The following is a 21,224-nucleotide window of genomic DNA, read 5'->3' as shown; positions in this document are numbered from 1 at the left end:
ATGTGTGGATTTTTAGGAGAAGTATCCAATGAGCTATTAGGGGAAGCAGAATTTAAGGGACTTTTAGATTTGAGTATTAATCGTGGTCCAGATCAACAAGCTATATGGAAAAGTGAGTCTTGTCAATTAGGTTTTAACCGATTGGCAATATTAGATGTTAGTGAAGCAGGAAAGCAACCCATGCTAAGTCCTTCTGGGCGTTATGCTATGGTTTTTAATGGGGAAATTTATAATTATAAAGCTTTACAGGCTAAATACCATATAAATGCTTCTGATTTGCGTTCTACTTCAGATACAGAAGTTCTAGTACATCTATTAGATACAGTATCTATTTGTGAAATAGCAAAGCAACTTAATGGTATGTTTGCTATTGCTGTATGGGATACGGTTTTAAAACAGCTTACTTTAATTCGTGATTTTTCTGGAATTAAACCTTTGTACTATGGTTTTAAAGAAACGCAAATAATTTTTTCTTCTCAATTTGACCAGGTATTTAAACATCCATTTTTTTCAAATAAGATTTTACGAGCTGATGCCATGAAGAGTTTTTTTGGCTTAGGGTATATGCATGCGCCAGATACTGTTTTTGAGGATATTTATCAAGTAAAACCTGGAGAGTTGATTGTGTGGGATAATACATTAAAAACTATTGTTAAAAAAGAAGATTATTATTCCTGGGAAGTACATGAAACACTTGTAGATACGGATCCAAACACTAAGGAAGCATTTAAAAATTCCTTAGCTCAAGTGGTAGAACGCCAACTGCAATCGGATGTGCAGTTAGGAACTTTTTTGAGTTCTGGTTATGATAGTTCATTAATTACTGCTTATGTAAAAGAAGAAAATCCAATAATAAAAGCCTTTACTTTTGGTATTGATAATCATGGTAAGTTTGATGAAAGGGCTGATGCAAAAGCTTATGCTTCTCATTTAAAAATTGCACATGTTACTAGTACAGCAAAAGAATCAGATTTATTGGGTGTTGTGGATGCGCATTTTAAAGCCATGCCTGAACCCTTTGGCGATTATAGTTCCATACCAACCTATGTGATTTGTCAAAAAGCAAGAGCACATGCAACCGTTATGTTATCAGGAGATGGCGGGGATGAGTTATTTTGGGGGTATCCAAGATTTAGAACTTCGTTACAACAAGCTCATTGGTTTAATTATCCACTTTGGGTTCGTAAAATAATCTTACCTATATTGAGAAAATTAAAGCGTAAATCACCTTGGGGCTTACAGGTCTTTGGTCGTTTTTCAGATTGGATTTTAAATAAACAAATACATTTTAGTGGTATAAATCAGTTTATGCCAAGAACTAATTTTACAGCAGCTGTTTATAGTTCTTATGATTACAAAGGCCCGCTTACGAAACCTAGTGTTTTACAATATTTAAAGAAAAATGAGTTTTACGCACATATGCAACGTATTCTAAAAAAAGTAGATATGACTAGTATGGCTCATAGTTTAGAAGTGCGTGTTCCTTTTTTAGATAAAGAAATGATTGCTTTTAGTAATAAGGTTAAATCAGGATTTACTATTGATCATAATAGGCCAAAGCTATTGCTTAAAGATAGTCTTTATGAAAAAATACCAGAGTCTTTGGTAAATACAGAAAAGAAAGGGTTTTCTGTGCCTATTAAATCTTGGTTAAAAAATGAACTTAAAGCAGATTTTTTGGATACTGTTTTAAATAAGCCTTTTTATGGAACTGCACATGTAGATTTGTTTTTTTTAAAGCAACAAATAGACGATTTTTATAATGAAGAAGGAAATGTGGATGTATGGGGGTTATGGCACATATATGCTTGGCAAAAATGGGCTATACATCAGGAGTTAATTTAATCTTTAAAAATAATAAATGTCATTAAGTATTATTTCACCACATTATAATGATTTTGATGGTTTGAAGCAAGTTTACGCTTGTTTACAAAAACAGACGCGTTCAACTTGGAATTGGGTAATAGTTGATGATAAATCGGATTTAAAAACCCAACAAGAAGTACAAAAATGGGTTGATAGTTTATCGAACTCTAAAGTACAACTGTTTCTTAATACGAAGAAAACTAATGCATCTGTTTGTAGAAACATTGGAGCTGATTTAGCAAAAACAGATACTCTTATTTTTTTAGATACCGATGATGCTATTGCACCACATTTTATAGCGAATAGAGAAGTAGACTTTACTCATTTTGCTATATTTATTAATTATGCTATTCAAGATGAGAATGGTAATGAAACAAAGAAAAAACATATTCAAGGTAATTATCTAAATCATTTTTTGGCTGCAAAATTTTTATGGCAAACAACCTGTATATTATGGAATCGTGATTTTTTTAAAAAAATTGGAGGATTTCATATTGAATTACCTAGGTTGCAGGATGTTGAATTATCTATAAGAGCATTGCAACAAAGTGAAAGCTATTCTGTTATTGATAACTCTATAGATTTTTATTACAAAACGAAACCTATTAGAGAGCGTAAAAATTTTGTTATTCCAGTATGTGCTGCCGTGCGTATATTTATATCTAAATTATTGCAAACCGAATCTTTAAATAAACATCAATTATCTTTAGTTTCAGGATATTATTTCTTGTGTATACGTTATTTGGAACGTTCTGGAAGTAAGGAAAATATAAACTTGGTACAACAAAATATAGATATGTTTTATGAAAAAAAACATATTAACTTTAATTCTTATGTGCTTGGTTTACTTGTTTTGAAATTATACGAACACAAGATTGTATCTGGAAGCTTATTTTTGCGAGTTAATAGATATTTATTTAAGCCCAAACAAATATAAATTAGAAAATAAATTGTGTTTTTATAATTAACTTAAAATTAATAATACATGTCCAAACGGCTACATATACTCTATACCATTCCTAATTTTGATACTGCAGGTAGTGGTAAAGTGGTATATGATTTAGTAAAGCAATTAGATAGGAGTAGATTTAAAGTTTCTATTGTTTGTAATCATGACAGAGGTCTTTTTTTTAAGGAAGTACAGGCTCTTGACTTGCCTATATACCTTATGCCATTTACTGTTCCATTAAGGCCTTATTATAGTTTATTGAATCGTGTACAGCCTTTTAAGAATTTTCTAAAAGAAGAGCAGGTAGATTTAGTTCATTCCTGGCATTACAGTAGCGATTGGACAGAAGCATTAGCTTGTAAGCTGGTAGGTATTCCTTTTGTATATACTAAAAAAGCCATGACTTGGGGCAATAAGCATTGGAAGATAAGAAGTTATTTAAGTACTTTTATTATTACCGTAAATACACAAATGCAAGCATTTTTTCCAAATAAAAAGGCACAAGCACTTATTCCTTTTGGTTTGGATACTGCGTATTATAATAGAGAAACATATAAGCCCCATAAGAATAATGCTATATTTAAGTTAATTACCGTTGCTAATTTGGTAGCAGTAAAAAATATAGAGATGCTTTTACAAGCTATAGCTTTAATTAAACATTTACCGATACATTTAGATATTGTAGGTGATATGCGAAATGATTATGTACAAAAATTACAAGTATTAATTAAAGAGTTGCAGTTAGAGGATAAAGTATCATTTTTAGGTAAGCATTTAGATGTTAGGCCTTTGTTGGAGCAGGCCGATGTGTATGTAATACCCAGTAAAAAGGAAGGTATGCCTATGGCATTGGTTGAAGCTATGGCGATGCAAGTGCCTGTGCTGGGATCAAATATCCCAGGGATAGCCTATGTACTCCAAGAATTTCCAGATTTGTTGTTTTCGTTGTCAGATACCAGTGCTTTAGCAACTAAAATAGAAGCTATATATAATTTAGCTCCAGAAGAAAAACAAAAACTAGGTAATGATTTGCGTGACTATTGTGTGAAACATTTTTCCATAGAGACTTTTATTAAGCGTCATGAAGACTTATATTTGAAACTTGTTAAGCAGTAAGTATATATGAATATAACAACCGATATTATTCCGATAGAACAACATTTTGTTGGTATACCTCAAGAGGTTGATTATAAAGCCATATGTACTTTTACGGCTATAGGTTTTTTCTTGGAAGCAGATAGTTATTATAAAGGGGTGAAAGTGTTACAGCCCGGAAGAGATTATGTGTTAGATGCTAAGGGAACAAATATTGTTTCTGAAAAGAAGTATTTTAAATGGCATTATACACCTAAAGAGCGTTCTTTGAGTCAGGTAGTATCTGAATTTGCAGATTTGTTTGAAACGATTATTAAGGAGCAAACATTAGGTAAACAGGTTATTCTCCCGCTTTCTGGAGGATTGGATAGTAGAACACAAGCTGTTGCTTTAAAATATTTGCAAATGCCGGTAAATTCTTATAGTTACACTTTTTCTGGAGGACATGATGAAACAAAATATAGTAAACAGATAGCCAAAATATGTGATTTCCAATTTCAAGATTTTCAGGTTCCAAAAGGCTATTTATGGGATTCTATAGAATCTTTAGCTGAAATAAATAACTGTTATTCTGAATTTACGCATCCGCGACAAATGGCTTTTAAATCACATTACGCAGGAATGGGCGATGTGTTTTCTTTAGGGCATTGGGGCGATGTGTTATTTGATGATATGGGAGTGCCTGACGAAGCTTCGAATGAAGAGCAAGTTGATTTTTTATTGAAGAAAATAGTTAAGAAAGAAGGGTTACGTTTAGCTGAAAGTATTTGGAAAGCGCAGGGTTTTTCAGGTGATTTTATAGATTATTTAAAAAAACGAATAACTAAACTGTTAGGAGATATTGATATACCAAATAGTGCTAATGCGCAAATAAGAGCTTTTAAGAGTTTGTATTGGGCACCGCGTTGGACAAGTGTAAACTTATCAGTTTTTCAATCAGAACGTCCAATAACATTGCCTTATTATGATAAGCGAATCTGTGATTTTATTTGCAGCGTTCCCGAAAGGTATTTGGCAGGAAGACAAATTCAGATAGAATATATTAAAATGCGAATGCCTGCATTGGCAAAATTAACATGGGAAGCACAACGACCTTTTAATTTATATAATTACGCTTATAATAAAAGTCCGTGGAACTTACCCTATCGTGTAATTAATAAATTACAGCGTTTAACATCTTCGGTTCCCTATATTCAACGAAATTGGGAGCTGCAATTTTTAGGAGAGGAGAATGATGAAAAATTACGGTATTGGCTTTTTGAAAATGAAGATTTGTTTAAGTTAATTTCACTTAATCAGGTGAAAGCTACTTATGATCTCTTTAAAAATTCAAATGGTGTACAGGAATCTCATCCTTTAAGTATGCTATTAACATTGTCTCTATTTGTTAAGCAAAGGCGGGTTTAGTTCCTTTAAATTTGGAAATAGTTATAACTCTTCTCTAAAGATTTTTACCTTTAGGTTTTAAAATTGAAGTTATTGAAAGGACCTTTAAAAATAGCTGTTTACTCCGGAAGGGTTTGTAGTACCACTTTTATAGAGCGGTTGGTAGCTGGCTTATCCAAGTCTGGGCATCAGGTGTATCTTTTTGGTGTTTTGAACCGTAAGCCTGCTCGGCGTTCCGGTGTTGTGGTGGTGGGGTATCGTTTACGCCGCTTATCTAAACTTTGGCATTTACTTCGGTTTGGGTTGTTACTATGGTTGTTTAAGCGTCGTGACAAGCAGCGTTTGGATGCTTATTTACAGCAAGTCGGTAAAGCAGATTGGTATAGCAAGGTGAAGTATTACCCAGTGCTTTGGTATAGTCCTGATATTTTTCATGTCCAATGGGCCAAAGGGGTTTCCGATTGGATTTGGGTTCAGGATTTTGGTATGAAATTGGTGCTTAGTTTGCGTGGCGCTCATATTAATTATTCGCCTATTGCTGATGCCCAACTAGCCGCCATGTACGAAGAGTATTTCCCGCAAGTAGCCGGTTTTCATGCTGTGTCCAAAGCCATTGGTTTGGAAGCAGCACAGTATGGTGCTGAAAAATCGTGCATACAGGTTGTTTATAGTGGTTTGGCAGCTAGTTTTTTAAAATCAGCAGCTTCAAATCCATTAAAACCAGGCAAAAACACATTTCAAATACTATCGGTAGGACGTCCGCATTGGATTAAAGGTTATAGCTATGCCTTGGATGCTTGTAAGCAATTAGTAGCAGCAGGGTTTGATTTTGAGTATACTATTATTGGTGGTGCGGATGCTATAGAATACCAGTATCAGATTTCCGATTTAGGCTTAGATAATCACGTTAAGCTTGTGGGGCAGCGATCCTTTGATGCGGTACAGGAACAGATAGCAGAGGCTGATTTATTGCTTTTACCGAGTGTAAAAGAAGGGGTTGCTAATGTGGTTTTGGAGGCTATGGCCTTACGCACATTGGTATTGAGTACCGATTGTGGCGGTATGGCTGAGGTTGTTAAACCCCATGAGACGGGCTTTTTAGTCCCTATCCGCTCAGCCAAGGCACTAGCAGCAGCTGTTTTAGCCTTGGCTGAATTATCGGAAACGGAGCAGAAGCAGCTTTTGGATCAGGCTCAGGAGTTGATTATGCAACAACATTTGGAATCCCATATGGTTTCTGGTATGTTGGGGCTTTATGCGTCTGTTATGGAAGCGGATTAAAATTATTAAAAAGCGTATTAAGTGTTTATATGAAAGAAAGGAATAGCAAACGTATCGGACTTGTTTTGTCGGCCGTACCGGGTTATTCGGAAACGTTTTTCCGAAATAAGATTGCGGGTTTACAGGCTCATGGCATTGAAGTGGTTTTGTTTGTTACCGATGCTTCAGGTCCTGCAACAAGGGCTTTTGGATGTCGGGTAATTCCGGGAAGGCCTTTTAAAGGTGCTGTTTGGTACCGCGTGGTGTTGAGTATTTGGGTGTTGTTCGGGGTGCTTTTAAAACATCCGCGTCGTAGTGTTCGGCATGTTACATTGGATCGTGCTGCTGGCTTGTCGGTATTCAGCTGTGTTAAACGCTTGGTGACAAATGCCTTTTTGTTTTCGACATCCGTAGATTGGTTGCACTTTGGTTTTGGTATGTTGGCTGTAGGTCGTGAGCATGTAGCGGCATCTATGGGTGCCGATATGGCGGTGAGCTTTAGGGGGTTCGATTTGTATTTATCGCCTTTAAAGCATCCAGGTTGTTATGATTTACTCTTTAAGAAAGCGGTTCGGTATCATGTGTTGTCTCACGACATGCAAGCGGATTTGATAGCCTTGGGGATTTCAAAGGCTTGTATTCATGTTATCCCACCTGCTATAGATGTGGCCTTTTTTAATAAGGAGCTTGTTGCTTGTGTTGTAAATGCTAGCGCGCCTTTGCGTTTGGTAAGTGTGGCCCGTTTGCACTGGAAGAAGGGCTTGGAGTATACTTTAGAGGCTTTGGCTATACTGCAACAGCAAGGTATTGCTTTTGAATATACTATTATTGGCAGTGGCTCTGAACGTGAGCGTCTTGTTTTTGCGGCGCATCAATTGGGGATTTCAGCCTCTGTGATATTTGCCGGAAAAATGGCGCCAGAAGCAGTTAAAGCTACACTGAGTCAGTCTGATGTGTATGTGCAGTATAGTATTCAAGAAGGGTTTTGTAATGCGGTTTTAGAAGCTCAGGCCATGGGCTTGCTTTGTGTTGTATCGGATGCGGAAGGCTTGGCCGAGAATGTTTTAGATGGAAAAACCGGTTGGGTGGTTTCTAAGCGGCAACCTGCGGTACTGGCCAGGCAGCTTGTGGATATTTTAAATTTATCAGGACCTCAGCAAATGGCTATAAGACACCGTGCACAAGCCCGTGTACAAGCTACTTTTTATTTAGAACAACAGCAGGCGGCTTTTGTAACGTTTTACCAAGCCTCATAGTCCTGATTATAGTTGGTTTCTAGAAATTTATTAGCTTTTTTAGAAACTATGTGGAAATCTTATAGATAAGGCTTATTATTGTAGTGCAAAATGATAAAAACGATTCCATGACCTCTTATGAATTTATGCGTTGGTTGAGCTTTCCTTTGATGACGACGCATTTGGTAACCGTACGTAATGATATTAAGCGCTTATTAAGCCAGAGTACTCCGGAAAAGCAAGCGAGGCTTTCGGTACTGGATGTGGGTGGTCGTAAATCGCCTTATACCATTAATTTACCAGCATCGGTAACCTTATTAGATGTGCCTCAAGAAGCTGGTGTTCGTGCCGACTTGCATTTGGGGTTTACCCAGGATATTTTATCCACCATACAAGGTAAGCGCTCTAATATTTCGGATTTGGTTATACATGATATGACCCAACCCGGATTGGCATCTGAAAGTTACGATGCCGTTGTGTCTATAGAAGTTATAGAACATGTGGAAGCCGATGCGGCCTTTGTAAAACATATTTCGGAGGTTATAAAACCGGGAGGTTGGGCTTATTTAACGACGCCTAATGGTGATTTTATAAAAAATGAAGGGCCTGATAAAAATCCCGATCATGTGCGGCATTATACCCGTCAGGAATTGCATGATTTGTTAGCTCCTTACTTTAAAACGGTAGATGTGCATTATGCGGTGAAAACAGGTAAATATCGGGTATGGAGTTTAAAGAGTTTAAAAACGCTCAATCCGGTATCTATGCTTAAAACCTTGGTGGGTACCGCTGTGAACAGGCAGCAATCTAAAGGATTGGAACAAACAGCCCAGCAGACGGCTCATTTAGTAGCTGTAGGGTATAAATAACGATATAACAAGTGTTGTTGGAATTAGATGCTATAAATGTAAGTTAATATCACTATGAAACTATATTACCCTGTACACCATTATGATGCATCTTATCGTTCAGAGCTATTTCCGCTCTTGAAACCATTTATTAAAGGAGGTAATTTTACAGATACAGATCGTAAACTAATGTATGGTGTAAGTGAAAAGGATTTTAGTATAGTTAATACCATTGCTGATGCCGATGTGATTATATTAACCATGTCTTGGAATTATTACGTTCGAACCAAACAGTTGCCTTTAGCTTATAAGCTAATTAAAGAGGGCGTTACTAATCAGAAAAGTATTTGGTCTGTTAATACCGGTGATTTTGGAGTTAGATTGCCAAAATTAGAAGATGTTATCGTATTTAGACAAAGTGGTTATAGGTCTAAGGGGCATGTTGGACATGATGGCTACCCTTGTTTTATTTCTGATTATATAAGAGATAAAAATCTAGGAACGACTTATTTGTCATCAGTTTATAAAGAAAAACCTGTAGTAGGTTTTTGTGGACAAGCTCAATCTTCTTTAAAAAATGCTTTTTTAGAAATGAGCAAACAAGTTTATAGAAATGTAAAATCGGTTTGTGGCTTAAGCATACAAGAAAGCCAAAGTGTCTTGTCTACGAGTTATTTGCGGTCAAATTTGTTAAAAAGACTTGAAAATGAAAAAGCAGTTGAAACCAAATTTATAAAGCGCAAACAATATCGGGCGGGAGTCACACACGATAAATTAACTCATGCAACCACCGAAGTGTTTTATAACAATATTTTAGAATCTCAATATGTATTGTGTGTACGTGGTGCGGGGAATTTTTCTGTACGATTTTACGAAACACTGATGATGGGGCGTATTCCTTTATATGTGCATACAGATGGTTATTTGCCTTTAAGTGATGTGATTAATTGGAAGGAACATGTGGTTTGGGTAGATTATGATGATAGGCATAATATTGCCACACGATTATTAGAGTTTCACAATCAGTTAGATCAAAATCAATTAACGGTACTTTTAGAAAAAAACAGGATTTTATGGCAAGAGAAATTAACATTAGGTGGTTTTTTTTTAAACACATAATGAAGAAGTAAAAAATAATGGTAGTTAATAAACAAACTAAGGTTTTTATTCTGGGTTTTCAGAAAACGGGAACAACCTCGCTAGAGCATGCTTTACAGTTTTTGGGGTATCGTGTATACGGTGGTGATAAGAACTTGATGAAGATTGCCGATGCAACCGATTTAAAACAATATATAAAGCAAACTTTAGTGGATTGGGACGCTGCACAAGACATGCCTTGGCCTTTATTTTATAAGGAATTATATGAGGTTTATCCGGATGCTAAATATATTTTAACTGTTCGTGATTCCCAAAAATGGATTCGTAGTGTGGTTACTTATTTTGCAAGTATTCGAATACCGTTGCATAAAAAGATATATGATGTACCCTGCGCCGAGGGATATGAGTCCCGTTATTTAGAAGTTTATGAAAAGTCTAATGCAGCTATATTAGCATTTTTTAAGGATAAACCGAATTTCTTGATTATGGAAATGGGTAAAAATTTTGATTATAATACATTGTGTCATTTTTTAGAAATTTCATCCATTCCAGATAGAGAATTTCCCCATGCTAGAAATAATAAAAAAAGGCAATTACCAAAATATAAATTATACCGAGATTTGAGATCTTTGTATTGGAACTATAAGAAAAAATATTAATAGCATATTAGGTGACCATACTACTTTTTTATACACGTAACCAAGGTTATTTATCTCAGTTTTTTGAGGAGTTGTCTATTTTATTAGTTAAAGCAGGCTATTCTGTATATAACTATTCTTTGAAATCACGTAGTTATGAGCTTAATGAGAATGGTGTTCAGTTAACCGTAAAAAAAAGAGGTGGTTATTTTAGAACCTATAGGCAAGTATTTGATATTATAAAAGCGGTTAAGCCAGATATTGTAATTTCAAATTTCAGTTATGTTAATCCTGCTCTATTATTCGGTCGTTTATTAGGGGTTAAAAAGAATATAGCTTGGTTTGATTCCTTGAAAGAACAGACAGGCGCTTCCTATTTAAATATCCTTATTAAGCGTAATTTTCTGAAGTTAAGTGATTTAATTATAGCAAATTCACAGCTTACCAAAACGGAATTAATTCAGGATTTTAATGTTAAAAGCTCGAAAGTTCAGGCACTCGCATTTTGGTCTTCTATACACAATGAGACTTCCCTTTTACGAAATGAGAAACCTCCTCGTCAAGTTTTAAAGATAGGAACACCAGGACGTTTAGTTACACATAAAAATCAACGCATTGTATTAGACGCTTTATCTCATTTTGAAGCACAACCTTTTGAGTTTCATATAGCGGGAACAGGTCCTGAAAAGTTAGGTTTAGAACAATTAACAAAGACCTTAAATTTAAATGGTCAGGTTGTTTTTAGAGGACATTTATCTGCTGAGGAGATGCTTTTGTTTTACCAAGATATGGATGTTGTTGTTTTACCGAGTTTAGCAGAAGCCTTTGGTTTGGTTTTTATTGAAGCTATTGCTTTAGGAACCCCTGTGGTTGTTTCTTCGGCATTTGGTTCACTTTCATTTATTACAGATAAAACAGAGCTAGAAGGTTTTACTTTTGATCCTCAGTCTAAAGCAGATTTAATAGCGCAATTAAAACCTTATTTTGATGGGCATGGTTTGCCGAGTAGCTATTTTAAAACTATGTATCATACAAATTTTGACAAAGAGCTTATTTATAAGCAGTTTTTGGAATTATTACACACTTAAAGTATAACCTTAATATGCCATTTCAGTTTTTAAGATATTTACAGCCCACGCATTACTTTCGCTTGTTTAATGCGTTAGGAGCTAGTGCTTATCCTATAGTTTCGGAGTTACCCAAAGCTGTGTTAGATACCTTGGCTGTTGATGGGCATTATCGTTCGGAAACCGCCCGTGCTTACGATTTGTCTTGGCAGGCTGTTCAGGCGGGATATATAGGAGATGCACCATGTTATACGGCTTTTGAGGCGGTACCACTTTTTGATAATTATTATTTTATACGCAAGCAGTTTCATCCGGCTTGGGTATTATATGTGTTGCTTATGCGCTTGGTAACTTTTCATAACCCCATACAGGAAATTCGTGCTTGGTGGGCTAGTGGGAAAATAGCTGTTAAGAATACAGGGATTCAGCCTATTGCGTATCCGGATTGGAACGGGTTTGAATCCGATATGTTAGTAGCCGCCCCATTGGTGAGTGTGGTGATTCCTACTTTAAATAGATACGCTTATTTAGAGGCTGTGCTTCGTGATTTTGAGGCACAAGATTACCGTAATTTTGAACTTATTATCGTGGATCAGTCGGAACCATTTCAGCCTGATTTTTATCAGGCTTTTGATCTAGATATCCAGGTTGTTCGGCAAGCGGAGAAAGCGCTGTGGTTGGCAAGAAACACGGCTGTTACACTTGCTAAAGGGGATTTAATAGCCTTGTCTGAAGATGATGTGCGGATTGCTCCTGATTGGTTGAGCACCCATATACAATGTCTGGATTATTTTGATGCACAGGTGTCTGCCGGTGTGTTTTATGCTGCTGGTTCTCAGATTCCTCAAGACCGTTCGTTTTTTGCTATGGCTACCCAATTTGCAACGGGTAATGCCATGCTCTATAAATCGGTATTTGAAGCAGTAGGGCTGTTTGATAGGCAGTTTGAAAAGCAGCGCATGGGCGATGGCGAGTTTGGTGCGCGTGTGTATTTGGCAGGTATTCGCAGTATATCCAACCCTTATGCGAGTTGTATTGATGTTAAAGCGGGTACTGGTGGCTTGCGTGAAATGGGGAGCTGGGATGCTTTTAGACCGTCAAACTTTTTTGCTCCACGACCGATACCGAGTGTGCTGTACTATTTTAGATCTTATTATGGGAATTCAGCGGCGCGTTGGGCCTTATGGCGTACCATTCCTATTTCTATTTTTCCTTATCAGTTTAAAAAAAATAAACCCTTATTGGTAATTGGCGCTTTACTTAGTGTGTTGCTGCTACCAGTGGTTTGTTGTCAGGTGTTTAGTTCCTGGCATTTGGCGAGTAAGAAACTGCGGGATGGGGCTTGGAGTTGAATTAGTGAGTAGTGGAATAGTGAGTTGTGAATGGTGAGTAGTGGAGTAGTGAATAGTGAGTGGTGGAGTTGTGAATGGAGGAATAGTGAGTAGTGGAGTTGTGAATGATGATTAGTGAATAGTGAGTGGTGGAGAAGTGAATAGTGATTAGTGAGTAGTGAATAGTGAGTAGTGGAGGAATTAAAAAAAATATATATTATAAAATTTGGAAAATAAGCGGCTTCTTATTGTGACTTCGGAGTTTCCACCACAGCCTGGTGGGATTGGGAATCACGCGTATCATTTGGCTTTGTATTTATCTAAGCACGGCTATGCGGTATCTGTTATTGCGGATCAGCGGGATGTGGCGAATGCGGAAGAGGTTGCTTTTGATGCGGGTTTGGATTTTGAGGTTCAGCGGATTGCTATTTCAAAGCCGCGTTTTCTGATGTACGGTAAACGCATTGTTGCCACATTACAAGCTTTTAAGCAGGCTGAATACGTGATTGCTACCGGGAAATTTTCACTTTGGAATGTGGGCTTTTGCTCCTTGTTTTACAAGCGTTTTAAACTGGCTGTGATTCATGGGAGTGAAGTTAATTTTAAATCGGCTGTTTTACGGAACAGTATCGATATGGCTTTAAAGCGTTTTGATAAGATTGTGGCTGTTTCGACCTATACTGCAGGTTTTGTTAAGCATTTAAATAAACCTGTGGTTGTTATTCCTAACGGGATTACCTTGGAATCTTGGCCTATGCCAGCTCCTAAGCCGCATTCTTTATCTGGGCATCCGGTATTGACTACCGTAGGACGTGTGAGTACACGGAAAGGGCAGTTAGGGGTTATAAAATTATTACCAGAATTGGTAAAAGCCTACCCAGAACTTATGTACCACTGTATTGGTATCCCCACAGAAGCAGCGGCTTTTTTGGAGACAGCAACAGCTTTGGGAGTTCGGGAGCATGTGTGTTTTCACGGTGCCGTTTCTGATGCCGCGTTAAAACACCTATTGGGTGGAACCGATGTTTTTGTGATGCTGAGTACGGAGAGTCAGACTGGCGATGTGGAAGGTTTTGGTATTGCTATTTTGGAAGCCAATGCTATGGGGATTCCTGCTATAGGTTCTGTTGGTTGCGGGATAGCCGATGCGGTTAAAATAGGCGCATCGGGGTATTTGGTGGCCCGTACCGATGCCGCTGCTTTTAAAAACTATGTAGATACCTTATTGTCTGCCCCAGAAGGCTATCGCACACAAGCTAGAGCTTGGGCAGCAGCCCATGATTGGGATGTTGTTATTAAACATTATATACGTTATTTGTCATGAGTCGGTTAACCATCATATCACATACAGAACACTATAAAACGGCAGACGGCAGCCTCGTTGGTTTGGGGTCGACCGTAACCGAATTAAATGCGCTTTTGGCAGTTTTTGATAGGATTACACATGTGGCCATGCTGCATGATACAGAAGCACCACCGAGTGCCTTGCCCTATGTGTCCGACCGGATTGAATTTGTAGCGCTACCAGCAGTTGGTGGGCCTCGTTTTTCTGATAAAATACGACTTATAACCGCATCGGTAGAGGTTATCCGTAAGGTGCGGACGGCTTTAAAAACAGCTGATTATTTTCAATTTCGTGCCCCTACAGGGATTGGTGTTTATGTGATGCCGTATTTGGTGTTTTTTGCCTCTCAAAAGGGGTGGTTTAAATATGCTGGGAATTGGAAACAGGCACAGGCGCCCTTGGCGTATCGGTTTCAGAAATGGCTGTTAGAAAAACAGCGCCGTCCTGTAACGATTAATGGCTTTTGGGCAGATCAGCCCAGGCATTGTTTGAGTTTTGAAAACCCGTGTTTAACAGCCGAAGACTTGGCCGAGGGGCAGGCGGTTCAGAAGGCTAAACTCCGCAGTTATCCGTTAGATTTGTGTTTTGTAGGCCGCTTGGAAGCAGCTAAAGGGGTTGATTTATTGTTAGAAACCTTAGGCGGATTGGATGTGGCAACGCGCCAGAAACTAGGAAATATTCACTTGGTTGGTGCCGGTGCAGGTTTAGCGGCTTATCAGGCTCAGGCTGAAGCCTTGGGATTATCCGTTATTTTTCATGGATTTTTATCCCGATCGGCTGTTCATGCTATTTATAAACGTTCGCATGCTATTGTGTTACCTTCGGCATCAGAAGGGTTTCCAAAAGTGATAGCCGAGGCCCTTAATTTTGGGTGTATTCCGGTGGTGTCCGATGTGTCCTCTATTAGTCACTATGTTACTGATGGGCAGACTGGGTTTTTAATTAAACGTTTGGATACGGCGAGTTTGGCAAGCTGTTTAAAGCGGGCATTGGATTTGGACGGGGCTGCTTATAAAGCATTAACAGGTATGCCTGAAGCCGAATTGGCGCGTTTTAGCTACGATTTTTATAATAAACGGCTAAAGCGTGATATTCTCTGAACTTTTTGACTGAAAAACGATGTGTTACACAAAAAAATGATATTTTTAACCCATAAAAAGCTATTCATCCATTCATGATTTTTAAGAAACTGCACTGGACCTTAAAACGTCACCCTTTCTTATACCTTACACGTTTTCGCCTGTTGTCTAAAAATACAGACCGCTTGGGGATAGCTGATTGTGTTTATAATACCTTGAATGCGAAAGCGGATATACCGGCTATTTACCACCAGATTAATTTGGAAGTATTTCCAGAAGGCCGGCCAGAATCGGATTTGCTAAGTGTTAAAACTTTGGTAGGTTGGTTGTTAGCCAATAGTAAAGTAGGTCCTGGGTTGAGTGAGCCTTCGGGTGCTGCTTTGGAAACCTTGGTTTACGGTGCTGGTGGGGTGTGTAGTGATGTGGCACAGGTGTTTAATAATTTTTGTGTTATTAATGATTTGCAAGTTCGGGAATGGGGTACTACCAGTGCACCTTTTAGTCGGGAAAATGGGGGGCATTCGTTTAATGAAGTTTTTGTAAAAGAACTGGGTAAATGGGTATTGATTGATCCTTCTTGGGGTATGCTTTTTTATAATGAGGCAGCTGAGCCCTTATCTGTGTTGGAACTTTATGCCTTGTCTAGAAATGGACAAACGGTAGATTTTCATTCTTTTATAGTTGGAAAACGCATAGAAAAGAAGCAGGTGCTTAAGAATTACCTAAACCCGGATGTGACGCCTTTTTTAATTTGTGAATATCGAAACAAAACCTATGATTGGTATTTAGAACGGGCTCGCCCTTATCTACCGGTATTTGTGATACATTTTATGGTCTTACTTAGCGGGAAGAGTTACCACTATAAGTTTCCTTTGGATGATTATAGAAAGATCTTTTCCTAAAGCGAAGCCACTTTGCATTTATAATAGAAGACTACTTTAGTCCTGTATTTGAATTGATTTACAGTAGAAAATATAATAGATTTATTTGAAGACGAATATAACATATATCAGTACTATTGGCTTTCATGCGGTTTTGGGGGTGTTAATCTACATGAATGAGACCCTTGCCAAACTCTATTTTTTTGCTGCGTTATTTTATTTTTTGTATCGGATCATTGTCGCTTCTGATAAGGCCCGTACTTATGAGATTTTAAAGGCCTGTGCCTATTTTGTAGGGGCTGAGGTTTTTTTTAGAACCACTAGGGGGGCTATTTCCTATGAAGCAGGAAAGTATTTGGTGATTGTCTTTGTATTGATAGGGATGTTTTATAAGGGCTTATCCGGACGTGGGTATCCGTATTTTATTTATCTGATGTTTTTAATTCCTTCTATTTTTGTCGCCTCGACCACCTTGAGTTTTGATGCGAATTTTAGAACCAATATAGCCTTTGTATTGAGTGGTCCTATTTGTTTGGGCTTAGCTGCTTTATTCTGTTATGATAAGCGGGTTAGTTATCAGCAGATGAGCCAAATAATGCTATTTATGGTGCTACCGATTATAGCTCATCTGGCTTATTTGTATTTATATGTGCCGGATTTAAAGGAGGTTTTAGATAGTACAGCTTCTAACCGTGCTGCAGCAGGCGGTTGGGGTGCCAATCAGGTATCTGCTGTCTTAGGTTTGGGGATGTTTATTATGGCGGTGCGTTTGTTTACTAAGTCACCCAGTATGGGTTTAAAGGTTTTAAATGCTGTGATTCTGGGAATGATAGGCTTCCGGGCTGTAACCACGATGAGTCGGGGAGGGGTTTTAGCAGCACTGATGGCTATTATAATTTTCTTGTTTTATTATTACCGGTCTACCAAAACCCGTAAGCGGAATGAGTTGGTTTTGTTGTTTGGGTTGTTTTGTATGAGTTTGGTGATTACTTGGTTTGTAAGTGTTAGTCAGACAGGGGGGTTGGTGAATATGCGCTATGCTAATAAGGATCATTTGGGGCGTGAAAAGACTAGTTTAACCACAGGGCGTGCTGAATTGTTTGAACATGAATTAGCAGGGTTTGTTGAAAATCCATTTTTTGGTATTGGTTCCAGTCGGGCTAAGGATCAGCGTATAGAAACAGAAGGGCAGGGTGTGACCTCCCACAGTGAGTTTAGCCGGACGTTGGCCGAACACGGGATGTTGGGTGTTATTATTTTGTTGATACTTATTTTTAAGCCTTTGGAAGTCCGCTCCCGCAACAAGGGGAATTATTATTTTTATGCTTTTTTAGCTTTTTGGTTTTTAACTATTAATCATATGTCCATGCGAATTGCAATGCCTGCATTTATTTATGGATTGGCCTTATTAAACGTGACTCATGACAAACGTCCTATACATAGGAAACAACTTAAACAAGCAGGGGTCTAATATTTCAGCCATTGGGGTTTTAGGCCCTTTGTTGGAATCGGCTTCTATACAGGTGCGGTATGCTTCTAGTAAATCGCATATGTTGCTGCGTTTGTTGGATATGCTTTGGCAGGTGTTGCTACATGCCAGATGGTGCGATGTGGTTTTGATTGATACCTATAGTACCCGTAACTTTTATTATGCGTTTTTGGTGAGTCAGCTGTGCCGTTTGTTGGGGGTAGACTATATACCGATTCTTCACGGTGGGGATTTGCCACGCCGCTTAGAGGATTCGCCAAAGCTTAGTGCTTTACTGTTTAAACCTGCCAAACATTTGGTGTCGCCTTCATTGTATTTGCAGTCGGTTTTTAATGATTATGGGTATGCTGATGTGGTTTATATCCCTAATAGCTTAGAATTGCAGCGGTATGCCTTTGCTAAAAAAAGCTATGGTACGATTCGTATGTTATGGGTGCGGTCTTTTTCTGAAATATATAATCCGCAACTGGCTGTTCGGGTTTTAAAAGGCTTGCAAGATATAGGTTATAGCTGTAGCCTTTGTATGGTAGGTCCTGATACGGGGGATGGGAGTTTAGAAGCGGTTAAGACTTTGGCCGATGACTTGGCGGTATCGGTAACTTTTACCGGGAAGCTCTCTAAAACAGCTTGGCTGGCTCTAGCAGCGGACTATAATGTGTTTATAAATACAACGAATTTTGATAATATGCCTGTGAGTGTTTTGGAGGCTATGGCTTTGGGCTTACCTATTGTGTCTACTGATGTTGGAGGCTTGCCTTATTTGATAAGCTCTGGTGAAACCGGTATGTTGGTACCTGCAGCTGATACCCAGGCATTTGTAGCAGCGATACAGGATTTGGTAGCCGATCCGGAGGCGGCGGAAGCTATGGCTGTGCGTGCCCGTAATATGGTAGCAGCTTTTGATTGGCCAGCAGTACAGCCCGCTTGGATGGCCGTTTTGGAGGGGTAAATACCTGATTTTGTTAGGACGTATCAGGGTTATGTTAGCTAAAGGTTATTTTTAGGCTTTAGAATTTCAATAAAACTTGTCAGGTTTAGTGAACTTATTATCTTTACCAAGCTATTAATACTATATGAAGAAACAAACCATCCATTTTGAAATCTCTGAACGCAAAATATTGCTGCGTTTATTTGACTTGGTAAGTGTTTTGATGGCGCTATGTTTTACAGGGAGCTATTTTCAGTTTGATTATTTTACCATTACCCCTGAAAACTGGACTTGGATAGGTGTGTTGATTGTTTACTTATCGGTTTTTGGAACCGTTTTTGAACTTTATAACCTTCAGAAAGCGAGTCGGGTAGAGCGTGTTTTTCCTAATATAGCTTTTACAGCTTCTACCACCGTTTTATTCTATTTACTAACACCGTATTTTACTCCTGAACTGCCTAATAATCGTTTGCAGATTGTTTACTTTTATCTGGCTATTATCTTGGCCTTGAGTGCCTGGCGTTTGGTGTATGTTTATTTTGTAGCCTCGCCCCGGTTTTATAAAAAGGTGCTTATTGTGGGAGAGCTTTCTACAATAGATACGATTATACAGGCTTTTAAGCAGGTGGATCCGAATTATAAGATAGTTGGATTTGTTAACTGCGAACAGGTTACTGATGCTACTGTAGCTCCTAGTGAAGTGGTGGAGTACCACCCCAAGGATTTACATGCGGTAATTGCTAAAGAATCTATTTCAGAGATTGTTGTGGCTAGCTATAATGCCGATGCGATAACTACGGAGATTTACAGCGATTTAATAGGTTTGCTGGAGCGTGGTTTTCCTATAAAAGAATACACCCAGGTTTATGAAGATATGACATATCGGGTTCCGGTGCAGTTTGTAGGCAAGGATTTTTATAAATACTTTCCGTTTAGCCGTAGTAATAAGAACAAATTGTATTTGTTTTTTCACCGTATTTTCGATTTGTTTTTTGCCGTGATAGGTGTGGTATGTGGGGCTTTTATTATACCATTTATCTGTTTGGGGAATTTAATAGGAAACCGTGGACCTTTGTTTTATTTGCAGGAGCGTGTGGGTAAAAATGGGACTGTTTTTAAGATTATTAAATTGCGCACCATGGTAACTGATGCCGAAGTAAATGGTGCTGTATGGGCTAGTAAGAATGATAGTCGGATTACACCCTTTGGTAAATTTTTAAGGCGTTCGCGTTTGGATGAGATTCCCCAGTTTGTTAATATATTAAAAGGTGAAATGAGTTTGATAGGTCCGCGTCCGGAGCGCCCTTATTTTGTTAAGGATTTATCGGCTGCGATTCCTTTTTATGAAACACGCCATATTATTAAGCCAGGACTTACGGGTTGGGCACAGATTAATGTGCGTTACGGCTCATCGGTAGAAGATAGTTTGATGAAATTGCAATACGATTTATACTACATTAAACACCGTAGCTTTTTTCTGGATTTGAATATCATGGTGAAAACGATAGGTACCATGATTTATTTTAGAGGTCAGTAGTTTTGCTAATTTACTAGGCATTCAACTTTTGGTTGAAATACCACACCAAATACAGATATCTTACAAACAGGGCAACAAATAGCGGAATTGCTGCAGGTGCGAATACTTGTATGCCCACCGTCCAATGAAAAGCCATAAGCAGTAACATAATTACCAAAAACTTTAGGAATTTAATAACCCATGGTTTAGGCTGTTTTTTAGCTATTTGCCACAATAGGATGGCATTTAAAGGAAAGGCCCATAGGAGGTTGTAGTTTTGTGCTGTAGTTTGGTGATTGGTTCCAAACCATAAGCCTAGAATGAGTAAACCAATAGCCGTAGTTGTTATGGTGATAACCGTATCTAAGGCTGCGGTGCGTTTAACCTTTTTAAAATCGAAATAGGTGATTCCGATGATGAGGATTGCCAATAGGCTGAATATTACTAAGGGGCTCCACAGGATACTCGAGGTTTGGGGTACTGGTTTTTGTTTATAGATTGTTTTTGATTGGGCTACGAGTTGGTGGTTATTCAGCGTTGCTACTTGGAAGAAGCTATGAATATAGGCGGGTAAGAACATGTGTTGTTCTGGGGTAGCTTGTTGGTCTATAACCGAACCCAATGCGATATCGATACCAACACCACCCCAAGAATTGGTAGGGACTTTTTCACGAATGAGGCTACGGAAGGTTTTCTGCTGAAAGTTTTCCGGTTGGTTAAAGTGTATAGCGGCTTGGGTGGTTGTTTGAAGCACATCGCGAATTTTGGTGGCGCAATTATCGAAAAAGAAATCATATAAGTAGTTTCTGTTTTCCGGTAGGTAATTGGTTCTTAAAAAATTATAGAGGGCTTGTTTTTCTTGTGGGTTTAAATTTAGGACTTGTTCTTCGATGGTTCTGTTTTGCCAGATGTAAAAATCCTTAATGTCTTGGTATTTGCTTTTCCCGATGGAATAATTGAGTTTTCCTTGAACGAAATTGAGGTAAAAGCCAGGCTCGTTAAAGGGGAATCTACCATAATCGTAGGTGCTATCTAAACCGGTAGCTTGATCTTTAATACGAAATACATTGTGTCCGAAAGCATCATTTAAAGCCGTTCCGGGGCCGATAGTTAGGACACTAATTCGGGCATTTGGTGAGAGTTGCTGTGCAAAACAAAGCGGTAAGCAACATAGTAATGCTAAGACTAAAAGGTGTTTTCTCATGAACAGATG

The 21,224-nt window shown here is 38.3% G+C and carries 18 protein-coding genes; 17 read left to right on the top strand and 1 reads right to left on the bottom strand.

The window, feature by feature from the left end; translation table 11 throughout:
• The 17 genes from asnB (at window position 1) to ACW5R3_RS10300 (ending at window position 20,032) form a co-directional block, all read left to right on the top strand.
• On the top strand, window positions 1-1,845 hold the full coding sequence (gene asnB / locus ACW5R3_RS10380; protein WP_456576948.1) for an asparagine synthase (glutamine-hydrolyzing): 1,845 nt from the start codon (window positions 1-3) through the stop codon (window positions 1,843-1,845).
• A gap of 16 nt (window positions 1,846-1,861) precedes the next feature.
• Window positions 1,862-2,803 (top strand): glycosyltransferase family 2 protein, encoded by a 942-nt coding sequence (locus tag ACW5R3_RS10375; protein ID WP_456576947.1) that lies wholly within the window; start codon window positions 1,862-1,864, stop codon window positions 2,801-2,803.
• 48 nt (window positions 2,804-2,851) lie between these two features.
• A complete protein-coding gene (locus ACW5R3_RS10370; RefSeq protein ID WP_456576946.1) occupies window positions 2,852-3,931 on the top strand; it encodes a glycosyltransferase in 1,080 nt (359 codons plus the stop codon).
• A gap of 6 nt (window positions 3,932-3,937) precedes the next feature.
• Window positions 3,938-5,317, top strand: coding sequence for an asparagine synthase-related protein (locus ACW5R3_RS10365; RefSeq protein ID WP_456576945.1), 1,380 nt, complete (start codon window positions 3,938-3,940; stop codon window positions 5,315-5,317).
• A 72-nt stretch (window positions 5,318-5,389) separates the two neighbouring features.
• Window positions 5,390-6,577, top strand: coding sequence for a glycosyltransferase family 4 protein (locus tag ACW5R3_RS10360; protein WP_456576944.1), 1,188 nt, complete (start codon window positions 5,390-5,392; stop codon window positions 6,575-6,577).
• 65 nt (window positions 6,578-6,642) lie between these two features.
• Window positions 6,643-7,812, top strand: a complete 1,170-nt coding sequence (locus ACW5R3_RS10355; protein ID WP_456576943.1) for a glycosyltransferase family 4 protein — start codon at window positions 6,643-6,645, stop codon at window positions 7,810-7,812.
• A gap of 107 nt (window positions 7,813-7,919) precedes the next feature.
• A complete protein-coding gene (locus tag ACW5R3_RS10350; RefSeq protein WP_456576942.1) occupies window positions 7,920-8,660 on the top strand; it encodes a class I SAM-dependent methyltransferase in 741 nt (246 codons plus the stop codon).
• Window positions 8,661-8,714: 54 nt separating this feature from the next.
• The gene (locus ACW5R3_RS10345; protein WP_456576941.1) at window positions 8,715-9,758 is read left to right on the top strand and encodes an exostosin domain-containing protein; all 1,044 of its coding nucleotides are present in this window, start codon (window positions 8,715-8,717) and stop codon (window positions 9,756-9,758) included.
• A gap of 17 nt (window positions 9,759-9,775) precedes the next feature.
• Complete coding sequence (locus ACW5R3_RS10340) at window positions 9,776-10,396, top strand: sulfotransferase family protein (protein WP_456576940.1); 621 nt, start codon at window positions 9,776-9,778, stop codon at window positions 10,394-10,396.
• Window positions 10,397-10,407: 11 nt separating this feature from the next.
• Window positions 10,408-11,463 carry a glycosyltransferase family 4 protein gene (locus ACW5R3_RS10335; protein ID WP_456576939.1) on the top strand — a complete coding sequence of 352 codons (1,056 nt, stop codon included), beginning with the start codon at window positions 10,408-10,410 and terminating at the stop codon, window positions 11,461-11,463.
• A gap of 14 nt (window positions 11,464-11,477) precedes the next feature.
• On the top strand, window positions 11,478-12,794 hold the full coding sequence (locus tag ACW5R3_RS10330; protein ID WP_456576938.1) for a glycosyltransferase family 2 protein: 1,317 nt from the start codon (window positions 11,478-11,480) through the stop codon (window positions 12,792-12,794).
• Window positions 12,795-12,999: 205 nt separating this feature from the next.
• Window positions 13,000-14,097, top strand: coding sequence for a glycosyltransferase family 4 protein (locus ACW5R3_RS10325; protein WP_456576937.1), 1,098 nt, complete (start codon window positions 13,000-13,002; stop codon window positions 14,095-14,097).
• Complete coding sequence (locus ACW5R3_RS10320) at window positions 14,094-15,218, top strand: glycosyltransferase (RefSeq protein ID WP_456576936.1); 1,125 nt, start codon at window positions 14,094-14,096, stop codon at window positions 15,216-15,218. The genes ACW5R3_RS10325 and ACW5R3_RS10320 overlap by 4 nt, the downstream gene beginning before the upstream one ends.
• A gap of 74 nt (window positions 15,219-15,292) precedes the next feature.
• A complete protein-coding gene (locus ACW5R3_RS10315; RefSeq protein ID WP_456576935.1) occupies window positions 15,293-16,099 on the top strand; it encodes a transglutaminase domain-containing protein in 807 nt (268 codons plus the stop codon).
• A 151-nt stretch (window positions 16,100-16,250) separates the two neighbouring features.
• Window positions 16,251-17,549, top strand: coding sequence for an O-antigen ligase family protein (locus tag ACW5R3_RS10310; protein ID WP_456576934.1), 1,299 nt, complete (start codon window positions 16,251-16,253; stop codon window positions 17,547-17,549).
• A gap of 190 nt (window positions 17,550-17,739) precedes the next feature.
• Entirely contained in the window at window positions 17,740-18,516 is a 777-nt protein-coding gene (locus tag ACW5R3_RS10305) for a glycosyltransferase family 4 protein (RefSeq protein ID WP_456576933.1), read from the top strand.
• Between the two features lie 124 nt (window positions 18,517-18,640).
• Window positions 18,641-20,032 carry a sugar transferase gene (locus ACW5R3_RS10300; protein WP_456576932.1) on the top strand — a complete coding sequence of 464 codons (1,392 nt, stop codon included), beginning with the start codon at window positions 18,641-18,643 and terminating at the stop codon, window positions 20,030-20,032.
• Window positions 20,033-20,045: 13 nt separating this feature from the next.
• Here ACW5R3_RS10300 and ACW5R3_RS10295 read toward each other — a convergent pair whose 3' ends face one another.
• A complete protein-coding gene (locus ACW5R3_RS10295; protein WP_456576931.1) occupies window positions 20,046-21,215 on the bottom strand; it encodes a lipoprotein N-acyltransferase Lnb domain-containing protein in 1,170 nt (389 codons plus the stop codon).
• Between the last annotated feature and the right edge of the window lie 9 nt (window positions 21,216-21,224).

The sequence above is a fragment of the Algorimicrobium bowmanii genome (genome assembly GCF_054031195.1).
This window is presented reverse-complemented; position numbering and strand designations above follow the sequence as displayed.